We start from the raw sequence: 16,395 nt of genomic DNA, 5'->3' as shown, positions 1-16,395 counted from the left end.
TCATCGGATCGGCCATAATCCAGTGAACGTCATCGAAGCCAGATAGACGGCTTTACCATCCTCGTCTGTGATCAAGACCGTGGAGGTCTGACGTTTGCCATCCTTCGGCACTTCGTCCAATGCGATTGCCGGTAGAAGCTTTTACGCTTCGAGAATGGCAGCGTGCACGTCATTGCAAACAATGCCTTCGTCGTCGCGATGGTGGTTGCTGTCGTGCACGTCTCAGAAGAACCGCGTCATCTCAGCATTCGTCTTGTACTCCTGTATCCGAAACTTGCATATGTTCGGATCGTTCATTTCAGAGCCACCGCATGTGTAGGGTGGCATTACGCTTCCGTTTTCCTCTGAGAGGGCACCAATCGGTTGATCAGCGCTCGCTGACTTCACCCTGCGAATTCATCCAGAAAGGTGTCGGTAACCGGCTCCGGGGGTGCAAGCCCTACGCCGATAAGCCTCTTACTGTTGGGTAGGTAGAGATCGTGGATGACGACGTGACGGCGGTCAAATCACTACTCGACCAAAACTCGCATATCAGTTGAGTCGCGGGCGAACTTAAACGCGGTGTTAACGGGTGCAGCACGATGATGAGAAGCTGGCGTCCGACTATTCAGTCTGGGCTGAAGCGTACGGCGCAGGCGCGATGTATTAACATCGTGCGAGAGTTTCCGAAAGTATCTCACAATGCTCTTCAGTCGCATCCATCATCCAACGACGGAAGACAGCGCGAAACTTGCTGCCCTTGAACGCTCCCAGGGGGTGATCGAATTCGACCTTGATGGAACTGTCCTTCGTGCCAACGAGAACTTCCTGTCGGTGCTTGGTTTCAGCGCGCAGGAGGTGGTTGGTCAGCACCACCGACGCTTTGTCGAGCCCGCCGTGCAGGACAGTCGCACATACGCTGAGTTTTGGGAGAAGCTGCGGGCTGGTGAGTTCCAGGCCGGTCAGTTCAAGCGCATCGGCAAGGATGGCCGGGAAGTCTGGATCGAGGCGTCCTACAACCCGATGTTCGATCGTCGGGGCAAGCCCTACAAGATCGTCAAGTTCGCTTCCGACATCACACGGCAGAAGTTGCTTGATGCGGATCGTAAGGGGCAGATCGAGGCCATCCACAAGGCTCAGGCCGTCATCGCCTTCAATCTCGATGGCACTGTCATCGAGGCCAACGAGAACTTCCTGTCGGTGGTTGGCTACACGCCGGCTGAGATCGTCGGTCAGCACCATAGGATGTTCGTAGATCCTGCGTTGGGCGATAGCCCTGGTTATGCGGCCTTCTGGACCAAGCTGCGCCAGGGTGAGTACCAGAAGGGTCAGTTCAAGCGCATCGGCAAGGATGGTCGTGAGGTCTGGATCGAGGCTTCCTACAATCCCATCTTTGACGCGAGCGGGCGTCCCTACAAAGTTGTGAAGTTTGCGACCGATATCACAGCGCAGATCGCCTTGTTGGCTGACCTCAAGTACCTGATCGAGCAGAACTTTTCCGAGATCGATGGCGCTATTTCTCGGTCCTCGCAGGAGGCAATATCGGCGACGCAGGCAGCGGGAAGTACGGCCAACAACGTGCAGACTATGGCCGCCGCCTCCGAGCAACTGGCCGCCTCCGTCAACGAAATCTCCCACAGCATGAGTAAGGCCCGCATCGCGACGGATGATGCGCATGCGCAAGTGGCGGCAGCGGGTGCGGTCAGCCAGAAGCTTACAGCGACCGCAACGGCGATGAGCGGCATCGTGGCCCTAATCCAGACGATTGCCAGCCAGATCAACCTGCTGGCCCTCAACGCGACCATTGAGGCGGCTAGAGCCGGCGAGGCGGGGCGCGGTTTCGCTGTGGTGGCGCAGGAGGTCAAGAACCTCGCAGCCCAGGCAGCCCGTGCTACGGGGCAGATTTCAAGTGAGATCGACAGCGTACAAGCCGCCTCGGATCAGGTCGTTGCTTCGCTCGAAATGATTCAGGGGTCGGTGGAGACCATGCGCGACTACGTTGTCAGCACGGCTGCTGCGGTTGAGGAGCAGAGTGTGGTGACGCGCGAGATGTCATCGAGCATGCAGGGGGCAGCCGAAGCGGTTCGATCGATTTCACAGAACGTACTAACGATTTCGGCATCCATCAACGAGGTCTCACAAGCCGTCGACACGACGAAGGAGGCTGCTCGTGTGCTCGCTCGATGAGAATGCGAGCGACGTAGCGCGGAATTGTATGATCGAACGTTGGACAGTGATAGCAAGAGGAGCGGGATCTCATGATGCCTGCCAATGACCTGCTTACTGCCCCGGACGTTGTTAGGATACGACGAACGCTCCAAGCGAGCCTAGCGAAGCTCATGGAAGCGCAAGAACATCTCAAAGGGCAGATCACCTCCCTTACTTCGATCGAGCAACAGGTTAGGCTTCTGGCACTCCGTGAGAGCAGCCGTTGCCTCAATGATCAGGCCGATCTTGAAGAGCTTCAATACCTGCGTGACCTTCAAGAGCAAACAAACGCTAATTTTTGCCACATGCATCAGAGCTATGCTGCCCTCAGCGCTCAGATTGCAAAACTCATGATGCAGCACGAATGGCTCTATGAGGCAACTTTCGCCCAAGGTGGTAGTGGACCTAAATACTGAGAATATAATTGATAGTTATAGTCAGCAACTGTCTGTTCATTGAGTGTTGCCTCAATTTGATAATTGGATTATTTTTTCAGATAATATTGATAGGTTGCAATGTCATCAACGGATACGATCTGGATCAGCAGTCTACTGCATTTGAACGAAAGTATCGTCGCTGCCCAAGTTCGCCTCAGTGCCCAGGCCGGTCGTATTATGGATGCATTGGAAATGCGAGAGGATATCACCGAAGAGGAAGGATTATTCGGTGCCTATCGGGACAAGCTTCATCTTCTGCGCCTAGCCCGCGACGCGATGCTGTCTCAGGTCGAAGAATGAGCATCACCTAAGCACCTTCTGATCTAGTACTAATTCTGTATTGAGAGCACGTGGGACTTCCCTGTGACCTCAAATGATAAAGCGAGGCCATGATCGCGGAGGGGTAGAGCCTCGATGTTGAGGTATGTATCTCCACTGGCCGCCCCTGGGCTATGCAGAGTATCAAATTCGCCATATGGTTGAGTTGGGTTCCTCCCAGGACCTTCTCGACGCTCGAAGGAAACTTGGCCCGCTCTAGCGGGCCATTTTTTTGTGGATCAAAGGCTTGACCTAAGAAGCTGCCCCTCGGAGATCGCCAACAGCGCTGTAGTCAAACCGGAGCCTAGGGTTATATCCGAACGAACGTAACTCTAAAAAGCAACCCCTTAGTGACTGTGCGCCAAAGAGGCAACCTGAGGGCGCATTTTCTGTTCCATCATTGTTCTATAGATTCGCCTAAACTCGCCATTCAGTTGAGTTTTGTACAGAAGATGCATCAAACATTAAGTTCTGTAGCGCGATCCTGGCAGCGCCATTTTTCCGGCGAACAACCATGCGCGAGCGATGATGTCGCTAAGTAAGGCGTTTGATGTACCATTTGTCGTCCAACGAGCTTGAACGCCTTGCAGTCCTACGGGGATTGAAGGTGCTCGACACACCCGCCGAGAAACATTTCGACGCGGTATGTCGTACAGCGCAAGCTCTGTTTTCAGTGCCAATTGCTGTCATTGCGCTGATGGATGAGGATAGGCATTGGTTCAAAGCTCGATTAGGCACCGAAGTCGATCAGCTACCGCGTGATGTCGCATTCTGTAATCACACTATTTCGTCAGACAATGTTCTTGTTATTCAAGACACGCTTGATGATCCACGTTTCTCGGAAAATTCGCTTGTCACGGGTGCGATATGTCATCGTTTCTATGCCGGCGCACCACTGATTTTGCATCCCGGTATCCGTATCGGAACGATTTGTCTGATGGATACTCAGCCGCGCTCGTTTTCTCCCGATCAGGTTCGGCAACTTGAAGATTTAGCGGATATTGTAGTTGCTCACCTGCGTCTTCATGAAGCCCGTAACCAGATCTCCCAAGATCTGGAAGTGGTTCGATCTGCACAAACGAAGCTACGAGAAGCCGCCGATTACCAACTTCTCGTAGAGCAAGTGGGCGGCATTGGCTATTGGCGATATGATCTTCAGTCTCGGAAGGCTGCTTGGTCTCCAAGTATGCGAAGGCTTGCAGGATATGACATCGTAGATGATAAAATTCCGCTTGATGACGTCCTAAAGTTTTTACATCCCAATGATCGTTCTGATTTGCTTGCAGGAGCTAGCATCAATGTCGCGAGTGAGTTGCTAGCTCCTATAGCACCGTTCGACCGACAGCGACGCCTTGTAAGAGCGGATGGCGAGGTGCGGACTGTGATCTCGCGGGGCTTACCGCAACATGACGAAAGCGGAGCGGTCGTCGCGCTCCTCGGTGTGTGTGTCGATATCACCGATCTTGTACGTTCCGAAGATCGGTTGCGCGATGTCAGCAATCTCCTGCGTCTCACGCTAGAGAACATGGACCAGGGCATCCTCATGGTCGGTGCTGACAACCGCATCCGCATTCATAATCAGAAAGCCCGAGCCCTTCTCGGTCTATCAGAAGATTTGCTCCATGAAGGCGCACGGTTCGATGTTCTGCGTCAGCATCAGATCGACACCGGCGAGTACGACAAGGCGGATGCTGAACTTCAGCAATGGTTGAAGAGCGATGGCCGTGAGACGGAAGCAATCACTTATGAGCGGGAGCGCCCGAACGGCATTGTGATTGAGGTGCGCTCGACGCCTTTGTCAACTGGCGGTTTGGTTCGGACCTTCACAGACATAACCGAGCGTAAGCAAAGGGAGGCCGCCCTTCGTGTGGCTGAGGCAGAGTATCAGAGCCTCTTTCAGAACGCTGTTGTGGGGGTCTATCGGGCCAATCTCGATGGAACCATCGTGCGGGCAAATCAAGCTCTGGCAAGCCTCCACGGGTATGCTGACGCGGGTATTGCAATAGCGTCACAGGATGATTTTACTCACGACTGGTATGTCGATCGTAACCGCCACCAAGGGTTTATGCGAGTCATACTTGAACAAGGGAGGATCGATGACTTCGTCTCGGAGGTGACCAGCCAAGCGACTGGCGGGACGATTTGGCTCTCGGAAACAGCTTGGTTGGTACGTGATGCGCAGGGAAGCCCACTCTACTTCGAAGGCACAGTAGCGGACGCGACAGCACGAAAGCGAGCCGAGGCGCAGATCGAGCACATGGCTTTGCATGATGCTCTGACGGACTTGCCGAACCGTCGACAATTCCAAGAGCGCCTATCACAGGAACTCGCGACAGCGCAGAGGCAGGGTAGCCATATCGCCGTCCTGTGCTGCGACCTTGATCGTTTCAAGACAGTTAACGACACCTTCGGGCATCCGGCTGGGGACACCCTGTTGCGTACTTTGGCCGATCGTATGCGGCGGTCTCTCCGACAGGGCGATACCGTTGCTCGTCTGGGCGGGGACGAATTTGCGATTATCCTGCTCGGTCGGAGCAATCCGCATGGCGTGAGTGCGGCTGCACGACGCCTCGTACAAATCATTGGGCAACCCGTGGATGTCGGCGGTCATCTTACAAGCGTTGGCGTCAGTGTCGGGATAGCGATCGGGCCGGACGACGGTGATCAAGCCGATTCCCTGTTCAAAAATGCAGATATCGCTCTTTACCGAGCCAAAGAAGCCGGTCGGCAGACATGCTGCTTCTATGAGGCGGGTATGGATATGGCAGTCACATCTCGCAATCTGCTCGAAATTGACATGAGGGATGCCGTCCGCGCTGGCAGCTTCTTGTTACACTACCAACCGGTCATCGATCTTGAGAACGATACCCTTAGAGGTTTTGAGGCCCTGTTGCGATGGCCGCATCCCGTAAGAGGGTTGGTCTCGCCCGTCGACTTCATCCCATTGGCTGAAGAGACAGGTCTCATCGTCGAGATTGGTGCCTGGGCGCTACTTGAGGCGTGCCGAGAAGCGGCATCGTGGCCCGGTGATCTTCGAGTCGGCGTCAACGTCTCAGCCGTACAGTTTCAGGAAGCGGATTTTGAGCAGCATGTTCTTCAAGCCCTCACCAACTCAGGCCTCGCTCCGGGGCGCTTGGAACTAGAAATTACAGAGAGTGTACTGGTAAAAAATGCCGAGTCAGTAATTGCGTGTCTTCATCGGTTACGAAAAATGGGCGTTAGGCTTGCTATTGATGATTTTGGCACTGGTTATTCGTCGCTCAGCTATTTGTGCCAATTTCCATTCGACAAAATTAAGATTGATCAATCGTTCATTCAAGAATCTTGTGCCTCCACCTCTGGAGCAATTGTCCGTGCGGTGGTTGGATTAGGGAAGCAGCTTGGAGCTACGATTACGGCCGAGGGTGTCGAGACACAAGCACAATTAGACTGGGTTCGAAGTGAAGGTTGCTGTGAGGTTCAAGGCTATATTTTTGGAAAACCGTTGTCTCCACAACCCACAAGGGAAATAATCGGTCAGAACGGCGGAGTAATCAGTTTAATTGCACCCTAAAGCGATTTTGTTGATGTGGGTATAGATGGATTTCGATGTAAATTCGCAAATCATAAACGGCTATCCAGCGTGTAAGTGAGCCTTTAGGGAGACTGGGTTCAAAGTTTCAAATCCATCAGCCGGAAGATCGTAATTTAGGCTGCTCCAGAGCGAATGATATCATGACTTATGGCCGAGATGCCCAATTGAACGTCCTTATTGAGCCGGTGGGCAGTGCTCCAAAACTTTGGGCTTGGGCCATCTACCGTGGTTCCGATCGCTTCTTAATCCTACGCTCACGTCCAGAATATCACGAGTACGATGCTGCGCTCGAAGCAGGCCTCAAGGCTGCTGCGGATGTTAGTCGTCTTCAAGCCAGGATTATTGTGTCTGGTGATAAACCTGGGCAGCAAAAACGCTGTTGAATCAGAATACACTTCTCGCTATTAAATCCAACTTTCTTGATATATGTTTATGACGCTGCGATATTAACCCGTATCGCTTATGTTCACACAGTTGCAACTGTCTTCTGGTAATTTTTCCGCTTTAGACCAGGGCTGGGTTCAGTGACGCACAAGCAAACTCAAGAGAAGCAAAATAATTCTTCGGATCGAACGAGGTCGTTTGGTGCGATGACTTGGCGTACGCTCAAGGACCACGCGATCTTGCCGACGCCTGCCAACTTTGAACTGCTTTATACTCATTTTTCGGGGGCTAACCGAGCACTAAGCGAACGCCTTATTTCTTACTTTGGACAAGGCCGAATATTCTCTTCCGATGAGACAGATGCGCTATACGATGAATTTATCCGACAAGATGCCGATCTGGAGCCACTTGATAAAAGAACGAACCAAATTGCGCAGGTTGCTCAGGGCATCTTGCAGCAGGTCTCAGACAATCAGAATGCACTGAAGGGATATGGGGACGTTCTCAAGCACTCTGTCGCGCGCATGGCAGCGCCCACAAGTGTCGAGAGCTTGTTAACGATTGTTGCAGCGTTGAGGGACGAGACCGCTCAGGCGGCACTCCGCAACAGTGCCCTTGAGCATGAACTCTCAGCTTCGACGGACCGCATCAACAAGTTACAGCAAAACTTGATCCAAACGCGACAGGAGGCATCGACCGATACGCTAACGGCCATCGCTAATCGGAAGGCGTTCGATGCCGAGCTACGGCGTTGTCTCCGTCAAGCCAAGGCAAGTCCCACAACAACCTTTTCGATCATCATGCTTGATGTAGACCATTTCAAACGCTTCAATGATACGCATGGGCACCGTATGGGTGACCATGTCCTACGCCTCGTCGGCCGCCTGCTTTCGGACAACGTGAAAGGTCGAGATACCGCAGCCCGCTACGGGGGCGAGGAGTTCGCGATCATCCTGGCGGATGCCGATCTAAACGCCGCTATGACGGTCGCTGAGCAAATTCGCGGGCGACTCTCCACTCAGCGCGTGATTAGACGTGGAACGGGCGAGACGATTGGTCAGATCACCATCTCCGCTGGTGTGGCTCAGCATCGTCTAGGCGAGAGCAGCGCGAGCTTGATCGAGCGGGCGGACGCTGCTCTGTACGAGGCAAAGCGAAGCGGCCGAAACAAGGTTTGCCGAGCCGGCGATGAAACTTTAGCATCCTGACACCCGCTTATGATCGCTTTCGATGTAACCGCTGTAGCCCTAGGTTGGGGCTGCCGCCCGCGTCAGTGTGATGCGTGAAACGAGCGTTGTTTCGGCACGGCTTGGAGCCTCGCCATCGGCGCGCATACCCTCCAGACCCACCATACCCTCCATCCTGTAGAAGCCAGTGGGGTATGGAGGGTTCTTGTCAGCGGTGCACAATTCAGCGGTTACGGTTCGACCTCCTCCTCAATTTCATCCCACGTCTCGATGTCGGGGTGCCGCCAGCCCCACACACCCAAGTAGGAGGCGGCAGCGGCGAGCTTGTCCACTTGTCCCGGAGCATGCGCCCGAATGGCGACCCCGCACCGGGCAAGCTTGATCCGCAGGACCGTGGCAACGTCCTTACGAACCATTCCATTGCTATGGGCATAGAGCCCATCCAGTACGTAGCCGCGCGAGGTGTAGCGCAACTCAGCGAGGACTCCGGGCACACCAGAGTCGGAGGGGCGGTACTCAACGAAGGCATAGCGGCCGGTGATGACCTCTCCGATCTTGCTCGCAAGGCAGTTTTTGTAGCGTCGACCGGCATCCACGAGCGCCGCTCCGGTGCAGATCAGCTTCAGCGTAGGATCGCCGCTCAGGTCAGGAGCGCTATCAGGAAGCCGATCGAAACGTGCCGCCCAGCGACCGAGCCATTTCTTCATCGAGAGATCAGCGGGAATGCGCTCGATCGACTGACCCAAAGCGATGTCCGTGGCCGTAGAACAGCGAGAGCGGACGTAGGCAACCGCCAAATTAAGCTTGCGAGCCTCGGTGCCGTTCGTAACTTTGGAGAGCACGTGAGGATGGAGTAGCACGGGATCGAGCAGGCTCACGGCCTCGATCTGCCCGCCCACGAGCTTGCCAGTGATCTGACCCAGGACGCGCGTACAGACGCGATCGGCCGGCATCTGCGGACGGTAGAGGCGGATGAGGGTCTGATACCAAGCAGGATCGCTCATCGGTTCGTAGCCCAGGCGCTCCATAGCTCCCAGCAACCCATTCGGCACCTCGCCGAGCATGGCACGCATGAGGTCCTTAGCCCGCAGCGCATCAAGCATGGCGCCAAGCCGCGCCAAGGGGTCGGCCGAGGTGAAGGGAGCATAGTGCGAAAAGCGCAGGGCCAGTTCAGCAGCGGCTGCCCCGGCATGGACCTCAGCCATGATGAAGAAGGCCGCTTGCCGCTTGACGGGCCCCCAGCGGTAGGAGTGTGCAACAAGCGACGGTGTCACGTCGTCAAGGGACATGGCGATGTCGAGAGCCCATCCTGAGTAGGGGTGGACAGGACGAGGCGAAGAGACAGACGGTAGAGCAGGGTCCAAGGGCGGCTCCGGGGTTATTGTCGGAGCTTGATCCTGCCATCAGTAAGACAGACCGCAACAAATTCGACAAATTTATTTCTGCGCCTCGTAGCGACCGCACTCGCTGGCCTCAACAAAGGCAGTTTTCTGACCCGTTGCACGAACGCTCTATCTCAAGCCCTGCTACAACGGAAGGGCAACTATGAGTGGATGAGCTTTCCGAGCCTGGAGAAGGTCACACCAAGCTGTTTACTCACAACGATCAGTGTCACGACACCGGCCACCAACAAGATACTCAGGGCCGATGCCGCAACGACATCTATTCATCAACCAGACTGCTATGATTGTTCGACCAGAGTTGAGCTTCGCTTCGTTATCCACGCCTTGAAGACGTTTTCCGCAGCAATTTCGCGCGCGTACTCGCGACCATACCGATCCACTTCTTTGGGGGATCGATGCCCGGTGATCGCCATGATCTCGTGAACAGTGCATCCAAGCTTGATCAAGTTGACAACAGCCGTCTTGCGTAGGCCGTGCATTGAATACCCCTTGATACCAGCCCTCCTGCAACCGTCACGGAATAGGTTTGCGAGTGATTCAGAGGTGTAATTTCCACCACTTGGCTTCACGATAAACGTATCGTCACCCAGTATGCCCGCATTCTTAGCTGCCGTGAGAGCGGCTTCAAGTTCCGGAAATAGCGGAACATAGGCGTTTACAGGATTTTTCGCTCTGCCTTTGGCTTGACGAAACCGGAGACGCTTTCCATGCTCATCTTGATCAATCATGCTTGGCCCAAGGCGGCTGATGTCGCTAAGACGTTGCCCAGTTAACAACGCAAGGTCGTAGATCAAGCGTTCGCGTGTACCCTGAGAATGGGTCGTTTCGAATGCTGAGCACTGATCTGTTCCCCAGGTTTGGTGCCCGTCTCCCTGAGGGTAATACTTAACTTCTTTCGCCCAGTTACGGTTTCCGATAAGATCGGAATGATCAGATAGGGCCCAATCTAGAACATTTCTGATGTAACGAACGACGGAGTTCCCTGCTTCGGGCTTGCTCGGCCGCAGCCTATCCTTGCTGCGCATATCCGGATACATCGAGTCCGGCATCGTTTGCATAGCCGCGAAGCGCCCCTGAAGCGTCAGGACAGCCTTTGTCCGGAACTCAGCGAGAGGCATGTTCCCGAAAACTGGGCTGCTTAATTCACCGGGAATCAGTGGAGCATCCCACGTCCTCGTTAGCACACCTCTGCGCACGCGTTGGTCGCGAACCATGTACGCTCGGAAGCATGCACTTTCGAAGTAGGCCTCACAAAGCCAGCGCCAAGTACCGTCTCGATTGACGGGTGTTCGTGGCTTGGTCTGCTTCGTCGTTGTAACGATCGTAGGGATCAGCCCCTGGCGGAGGGCCAATAGCTCCGCGTCGAACGCAACCGATGGAAACGAACTGCGTAGAACGACTTTCTTCCCCCGATGTGGTTCGTACCGCAGGTACACGCGACCGTGTGCGCTGGCACAGGCATAAACCTGCGGCGGGGTCCGCCGATTGAGCTTTGCGGCCTCTTGGCGCGCCTTGGCGAGGCGGAGAGCCTTGTAGGCGGGATCAAGCATGGGACGGGCCATCACGCAGCCATCCTTGACCAATCGGTCGCAGACCCGGTCTGTTCAGCCGGAGCGCCTGCCACGGGCAGGCGGTCGAAGGCTGCGTCTAGCTCATACACGCACCACACCCTGCGAGTGTCGATTGTTCGCGGTTGAGGCATTCGGCCGGATGCGACGAGGGCATCGAATTTGGTAGTGCCAACTCCTATGTGGGCAGCGGCCTCATCGCGAGAGCGCCCCCTGGTGGTGTACACGCGGGTCACTTTGGTTTCCGGGGATTGCAGCCCGGTGTGTTTCACCGGGCTGTGGTGTCCCCACGGTGTAGCGATCCACCTAGCAGCCCCGCAACTTTCCGATGTTCCGATTAAACGCGTTCGGTTGGCATCGACCGCTCGTGCGGAGCACCTGCTTTCGCTGATTCCCCACGGTTTACCCCCCCGACAAGTTCCCCGTGGGGAACGACGCGATTTATCGAGCGATGTGAGTAAGTTGGAAAAGGAATGGTGCCCAGGGACGGAATCGAACCGCCGACACTGCGATTTTCAGTCGCATGCTCTACCAACTGAGCTACCTGGGCCTCCGCCGGTTCGCGTGAGCGGCACCGGCTGGAGCGGGGGTATAGGGGGTCGATTGCGGACTGTCCAGCCTCGTTCGAAAGAGAAAATCACGGCGCGCCCGGTGGCCTCAATCCCGAGGCCGCGAGACGCCGCCGGTTCCCTCCGCATCTTCGTCCTCGTCGTCCGCAGTGGGGATGGCGTAGCGGTCCGTCAGCCAACGCCCCAGGTCGACATCGGCGCAGCGGGCCGAGCAGAACGGCACGAAGGCGGGCTCGGACGGCTTGCGGCAGATGGGGCAGGGATCGGGTTGAGCCGGCTTTGCGCGCGCCCGGCCGGACGATGGATCGTTCATGCAAGCCCTCCCCAGGTGCTGCGAACCGGAAATCCCTCGCCGTCGAGTAAGCTGAGGGTTTCATAGAGGGGTAACCCGACGACCGCGCTGTGCGATCCCACCAGCTTGACCACGAAAGCGCCGGCCAGCCCCTGAATGGCGTAGCCACCGGCCTTTCCGCGCCATTCGCCGGACGCCAAGTAGGCCTCGATCTCCCGCGACGACAGGCGCTTGAAGCGGACCCGGGTCTCGACCACCCGCTCCCGGCGCACATCCCGTGGCGAAAGGAGGCACACGGCCGTGTAAACCCGATGCTGCCGACCGGACAGGAGCCGCAGGCAATCGGCCGCCTCGTCGGGCAACTCGGCCTTGGGCAGGACGCGCCGCCCGACCGCCACCACGGTGTCGGCGGCGATCACGTAAGCCTCCCGCATGTCATCGCGCCGGCGTGCGGCCGCGCCGGCCACGGCGAGCTTCTCTCGCGCCAGGCGCCGGGCCAACTCTCGCGGCGTCTCCGACTTTCGAGGCGTCTCGTCGATATCTGCCGGCAGCAGCGCGTCCGGCTCGATGCCCACCTGCTGCAGGAGGGCGAGACGCCGGGGCGAGGCCGAGGCCAGGATGAGGCGGGCGCTCCGGCCCGCGGCGGGGATGTCGTCAGGGGTCGTCACGTACGGGCCGTCATGCGCGGGGTGGCATCCTTCAGGGGGCAAAACCGATCCGGCGGACGCCCCGTCGCGCACGCCGGATCGCACGGGGCGTCAACGGCATTCGCGCGAGGCGGCCTGCGCCGGACGGACGGCCGGGACCCTAATCGAAAGCCCCGGGCTTGTGAACGCGCATGGTCCCCCGCGCGAACCGACAGCGCGGAGCCCGTGGACATCCGCGGCGCGTCTGGTAAGGTTCCGCTCGTGGCCGCACAGACCACCGCCGCCGCCCTCGGGCGTCGTCGCGCGGGCGTAGTTCAGTGGTAGAACGTCAGCTTCCCAAGCTGAATGTCGTCGGTTCGATCCCGATCGCCCGCTCCACTCCTTTTCCGACATTCGAACAGGTGGTTACGCGAGCTTCCTCGCGCGCCTGTCCGCCCCCGCAAATTGGCGGGATACAACAGGGATACAACGCGACGTCGTCCATGGTCGGATAACGCCGCTCTGGTACAGACGACGCATGGCTTGGCGAAACGTCCGTCCCTATCCTTCCAACTACGCCTTCGGGAACGCCTTGAGGCCGGCCGAGGGATGGCCGACGCGTCGAGTCTGGATCTCTCGATTCAACCATGACCACCTGCGGCTCAGGGCACATCCGGTCTGGCAGCTCGCCAGCCGCCTCGACCCGAACTTCCGCGCCTATGCCGAGGACCCCGAGCACAACTTCGTCGCATGGGACATGGCAGACGCCCCGGATCAGCCGCCCTTCGCCGTCTACTATGGGTTCGGACGACCGGTGCCCGTTCGCATGCTCGTCGCGCGTGGTCCGGATGTCCGCAAGGGGGAGACCGATCTCGTCGTTGGGCTCATGGGCGACCGCGTGTTCCTAGAGAGGCGCGAGACCCAGGCGTTCTCCTACACGATAGACATCCTGGCCAACCGCGATCCCTTCCGGTTCGTGCCCCTGCCAGTCCCACAGGACATCGGCGAGTACGACGCGGGCGATCTCGAATCCCTCGGCGATCTGGCGCGCTAAAACCGACATCAACGCTCGGGTAATGTCGGTGCCTTAGGAATGCATCCGACCAAGGGGAGCGGGTGCATGAGGTCAGGCGGCATATACGGTCCGAACTTCATGCCCCAGTATCGACTCGACATCTTCGAGTCGTGGCTGGAGCTGGAAACGGCGCCTATCTTCCAGATGCATACGCTGACGGATGTATGCCGCGCGCTTCTGGAGCGGGGGCGCTACACGCCCCCGGTCAACACGAACAGCACGAAGGCCTTGCTTGTCCGTAGCGCGAGGCATCGAGTCGACGAGGATGGGCGGCGGCACCTAATATTCGGCGAGCCCCTATGCATCAGCATCAAGTTCCCGCCGGCGCGAGAGATCGTCGCTAGGCGCGGCGTCCTCGCCTACGAAGAGCCTAACAACGAACCGCGACCCGAGGGGCAGCCGATGCTGCCTTTGGACGGTGTGCCGGCATTCGGTGAGCCAGCCCGCGCCGGCCTTATCCTAGACAGAGGCCACCGCGTCCTGTCTCTCACGGCGGAGCGGGTTCGAGTGTTCGCGACGGGCCAGATCGTAGCCTCTTACGAATGCGGGGAGCAGGACCGCCGCAATCCCGACGTCGGCATCAGGCTCCCCGACGACACCGCAGCGGCCTTAGGCACTCTCATTCCGTAGGGTCGTCGCATTCCATCAGCTCGGCAGTGACCGCCTCGATGTGGGCGTCCCACTCGGGCGAGCCCGGAACCTGAGGCGCCGGCGCCGGCTTGGCCTCGGGCTCCGGCTCCGGCTCCGGCCGGAGCCTATCCGGTGCCGAGAGCCCGTCGAGGATCGACGCCATTGACCGCAAACTGCGGGCCTCGTAGTAGGCGACGTCCTCCAACGCCGGCATCAGATCCGCCGGCACCGGCCGGGCCCCGCTCGACCACGACAGGACTTGGGCCGGCGACACCTTCCGGCCTGAACAGTGCGTCAACGCCTCCGCCAACCTCGACTTCCAGGAGTCCCTGAAAGCGAAAAAGCCGACCATTTCGACCAAGTCGCGTCGCTTCTTGGCCTCGGCGTCGAGGCGCGACAGATCGCGCTTCGGCTGGCGGCGTGCCTTCGCCTCGGGCGTGTCGCGTGCCGGGATGTCAGTGCGGGTGCGGGGCATGGCGTCCTCATCATGGAAGGCCGGGGCGCTGGGCCCCGGCATGAGCATCAGGCGAACAGCTGTTAGGCGGGCTCGATTTCGAGCAGGGACTTGATTCCCTCACGGACGCGGTCGCCGCCCCGGCGCCAGCCGAGTTCGTGCCCGGACTTCCAGGCCGCGATGGCGATCCCGACTTCGCGGCGCGTCGCGTCCCCGGCGAGCGTGAGGATCGGCGCGTCCAGGTCAATCGCCATGTCCGCCTTCCAGATCCGGACGCTCATACTGGTCGACCACCAGCTCTGCGCCCGGACCTTGAACCCAGCGAATTCGCCCAACCGATTGAGCCCGACGCCCTCGCGATGGCGCGTTTGCATCATGCGTAGGCGGTCGACGTATTTCCGGCAGCGCAGCCAGGGATCGTCCCCGGTCGGGAACCTGACGGCCGCGACGATCGTAGCAGCGGCGATGCAGGCCTCCTCGGCGGCGGTCCACTCGTCGTCGCAGTCCCACTCGCGCACCGGCGGGGCGGCGGCGAGGTGCGGCCCGAGAGCGGCCGCGATGGCGGCGTGGGCGTCGGAGAGGTCGGAGTAGGCGTCGAGGTCGAGGGACAGGATCGCGGCGATCGCGGAGTGGTTCGGGTCGGCGTGCCCGACGGTGGCGGTGGAGGTCATGGACGGAGCTTTCGGTTTGGCAGACCGGGGAATCGGTCTGCTTTGGTTATAAATTTATAACCACACGGCACGGGACGCAAGAGCACGGTTATAAGTTTATTTCAGAACCCGAGGCTCACTCCTGACGGGGGGGCCCGCGCTGGCGGCGTCCGGCGCGGTGCTGCGGTGACGGTGTCCTGCTCGGAGGCCCGCTCGATGACGCCTTCAAGCGCCTCGACGGCTTCACGCACGGCTTCGTCGAGCAGGAACAGCTGGAGGTTGATCTCCCGCCCGAGCGGCGAGTCCGGAGGAGCCACGGCCTGGGCGGCGGCGAAGCGGGCCCGGAACCTGTCTCGCAGGGCGGCGCCGCGGAGTAGCGCGAGGTCACCCACGGGCATGGCGCCTCGTGCCAGGCGTCGGCTTGCGGTGCGTGAGGTTCAGTGCAAATCCCGACGTCTGCGCTGACGTCGCGCTCGGGACGTACACGATGACGCGGTGGGCGGGGCACCAGGAACCCGTGTCGGTGGGGTGGCCGCAAAAAGTTACGGCGTCCGTCCTGAGCGGATCCGCGTCGATGTACCTGCACTGGAACGGCCGCGCCTCCAGCAGCGGTATCCGGAGGCTCTCGGGCACACGCCCGGCCGAGGCAGGCGCCCGGGGCGTGGCCTGCCTCGGCTTCAGGACCAATGCCGGCGGCTTCGACTCTCGGGCGTGCAGGGGCGGCACGTCGAGACCTGCAAGCTTGGCGGCCTTTTGAGTCTTCAAGCGCTCACTGATTCGGCGGGCGATGTCGGCCGGCCTGGCATGGACGAGGCCTTTCGTCTGGACCGCACCGGCGACAGAGACCGGCTCGACGCGCCGCAGGCGGCTGTTGATGGGCGGGCCGGAGAAGGAGAATCCCGACCGGTGCATCCGGGCGATCACGGCGTTCCGACTAATGAAGCAGCCGAACTCGACGGAGAGCTGCGCGGAGACGTCCGCCGCCGAGACCTTCTCGGCTGAGCTGGCCTTCCAGAGCGCGACCGCGCGCTCGATCATCTG

15 protein-coding genes and 2 tRNA genes are annotated in these 16,395 nt (G+C 58.8%); 8 read left to right on the top strand and 9 right to left on the bottom strand.

The window, feature by feature from the left end:
• The first annotated feature begins 681 nt into the window (after positions 1-681).
• From J7U37_RS14500 to J7U37_RS14480, 5 genes are all read left to right on the top strand, one after another.
• A complete protein-coding gene (locus tag J7U37_RS14500; RefSeq protein ID WP_247636182.1) occupies positions 682-2,166 on the top strand; it encodes a PAS domain-containing methyl-accepting chemotaxis protein in 1,485 nt (494 codons plus the stop codon).
• A gap of 71 nt (positions 2,167-2,237) precedes the next feature.
• On the top strand, positions 2,238-2,603 hold the full coding sequence (locus J7U37_RS14495) for a hypothetical protein (protein ID WP_247636181.1): 366 nt from the start codon (positions 2,238-2,240) through the stop codon (positions 2,601-2,603).
• A gap of 99 nt (positions 2,604-2,702) precedes the next feature.
• Positions 2,703-2,924, top strand: a complete 222-nt coding sequence (locus J7U37_RS14490; protein WP_247636180.1) for a hypothetical protein — start codon at positions 2,703-2,705, stop codon at positions 2,922-2,924.
• 625 nt (positions 2,925-3,549) lie between these two features.
• Positions 3,550-6,495, top strand: coding sequence for an EAL domain-containing protein (locus J7U37_RS14485; protein ID WP_247636179.1), 2,946 nt, complete (start codon positions 3,550-3,552; stop codon positions 6,493-6,495).
• Positions 6,496-7,040: 545 nt separating this feature from the next.
• Positions 7,041-8,108: a GGDEF domain-containing protein gene (locus J7U37_RS14480; RefSeq protein ID WP_247636178.1), complete on the top strand. Its 1,068-nt coding sequence runs from the start codon at positions 7,041-7,043 to the stop codon at positions 8,106-8,108.
• Positions 8,109-8,317: 209 nt separating this feature from the next.
• On the opposite strand, the gene J7U37_RS14475 is transcribed toward J7U37_RS14480, so the two are convergent.
• From J7U37_RS14475 to J7U37_RS14450, 5 genes are all read right to left on the bottom strand, one after another.
• Positions 8,318-9,376, bottom strand: a complete 1,059-nt coding sequence (locus J7U37_RS14475; RefSeq protein WP_247636177.1) for a hypothetical protein — start codon at positions 9,374-9,376, stop codon at positions 8,318-8,320.
• Between the two features lie 392 nt (positions 9,377-9,768).
• Positions 9,769-11,052 (bottom strand): tyrosine-type recombinase/integrase, encoded by a 1,284-nt coding sequence (locus J7U37_RS14470; protein WP_247636176.1) that lies wholly within the window; start codon positions 11,050-11,052, stop codon positions 9,769-9,771.
• Positions 11,053-11,532: 480 nt separating this feature from the next.
• Positions 11,533-11,608: transfer RNA gene (locus J7U37_RS14460), tRNA-Phe, on the bottom strand.
• 107 nt (positions 11,609-11,715) lie between these two features.
• Entirely contained in the window at positions 11,716-11,940 is a 225-nt protein-coding gene (gene yacG / locus J7U37_RS14455; RefSeq protein ID WP_056181567.1) for a DNA gyrase inhibitor YacG, read from the bottom strand.
• Positions 11,937-12,587 carry a Maf-like protein gene (locus J7U37_RS14450; RefSeq protein WP_056181570.1) on the bottom strand — a complete coding sequence of 217 codons (651 nt, stop codon included), beginning with the start codon at positions 12,585-12,587 and terminating at the stop codon, positions 11,937-11,939. Before J7U37_RS14450 ends, yacG begins: the two co-directional genes overlap by 4 nt.
• Positions 12,588-12,869: 282 nt before the next feature.
• Here J7U37_RS14450 and J7U37_RS14445 point away from each other — a divergent pair.
• The 3 genes from J7U37_RS14445 (at position 12,870) to J7U37_RS14435 (ending at position 14,250) form a co-directional block, all read left to right on the top strand.
• Positions 12,870-12,944: transfer RNA gene (locus J7U37_RS14445), tRNA-Gly, on the top strand.
• Positions 12,945-13,083: 139 nt separating this feature from the next.
• Positions 13,084-13,599: a hypothetical protein gene (locus J7U37_RS14440; RefSeq protein ID WP_247636175.1), complete on the top strand. Its 516-nt coding sequence runs from the start codon at positions 13,084-13,086 to the stop codon at positions 13,597-13,599.
• Between the two features lie 66 nt (positions 13,600-13,665).
• Positions 13,666-14,250 carry a hypothetical protein gene (locus J7U37_RS14435; protein ID WP_247636174.1) on the top strand — a complete coding sequence of 195 codons (585 nt, stop codon included), beginning with the start codon at positions 13,666-13,668 and terminating at the stop codon, positions 14,248-14,250.
• Here J7U37_RS14435 and J7U37_RS14430 read toward each other — a convergent pair.
• The 4 genes from J7U37_RS14430 to J7U37_RS14415 all read right to left on the bottom strand — a co-directional run bounded on the left by J7U37_RS14430 (position 14,240) and on the right by J7U37_RS14415 (position 16,392).
• Entirely contained in the window at positions 14,240-14,725 is a 486-nt protein-coding gene (locus J7U37_RS14430; protein ID WP_247636173.1) for a hypothetical protein, read from the bottom strand. The two genes, J7U37_RS14435 and J7U37_RS14430, sit on opposite strands and share 11 nt — an antisense overlap.
• Before the next feature lie 62 nt (positions 14,726-14,787).
• The gene (locus J7U37_RS14425) at positions 14,788-15,375 is read right to left on the bottom strand and encodes a hypothetical protein (RefSeq protein WP_247636172.1); all 588 of its coding nucleotides are present in this window, start codon (positions 15,373-15,375) and stop codon (positions 14,788-14,790) included.
• 101 nt (positions 15,376-15,476) lie between these two features.
• On the bottom strand, positions 15,477-15,752 hold the full coding sequence (locus tag J7U37_RS14420) for a hypothetical protein (RefSeq protein WP_247636171.1): 276 nt from the start codon (positions 15,750-15,752) through the stop codon (positions 15,477-15,479).
• On the bottom strand, positions 15,739-16,392 hold the full coding sequence (locus tag J7U37_RS14415; RefSeq protein ID WP_247636170.1) for a GcrA family cell cycle regulator: 654 nt from the start codon (positions 16,390-16,392) through the stop codon (positions 15,739-15,741). The genes J7U37_RS14420 and J7U37_RS14415 overlap by 14 nt, the downstream gene beginning before the upstream one ends.
• Between the last annotated feature and the right edge of the window lie 3 nt (positions 16,393-16,395).

Source organism: Methylobacterium sp. 37f (assembly GCF_023093475.1).
Lineage (GTDB): Bacteria > Pseudomonadota > Alphaproteobacteria > Rhizobiales > Beijerinckiaceae > Methylobacterium.
Note: the sequence above shows the minus strand (reverse complement) of the source record. Positions and strands in the feature narration are given on the sequence as shown.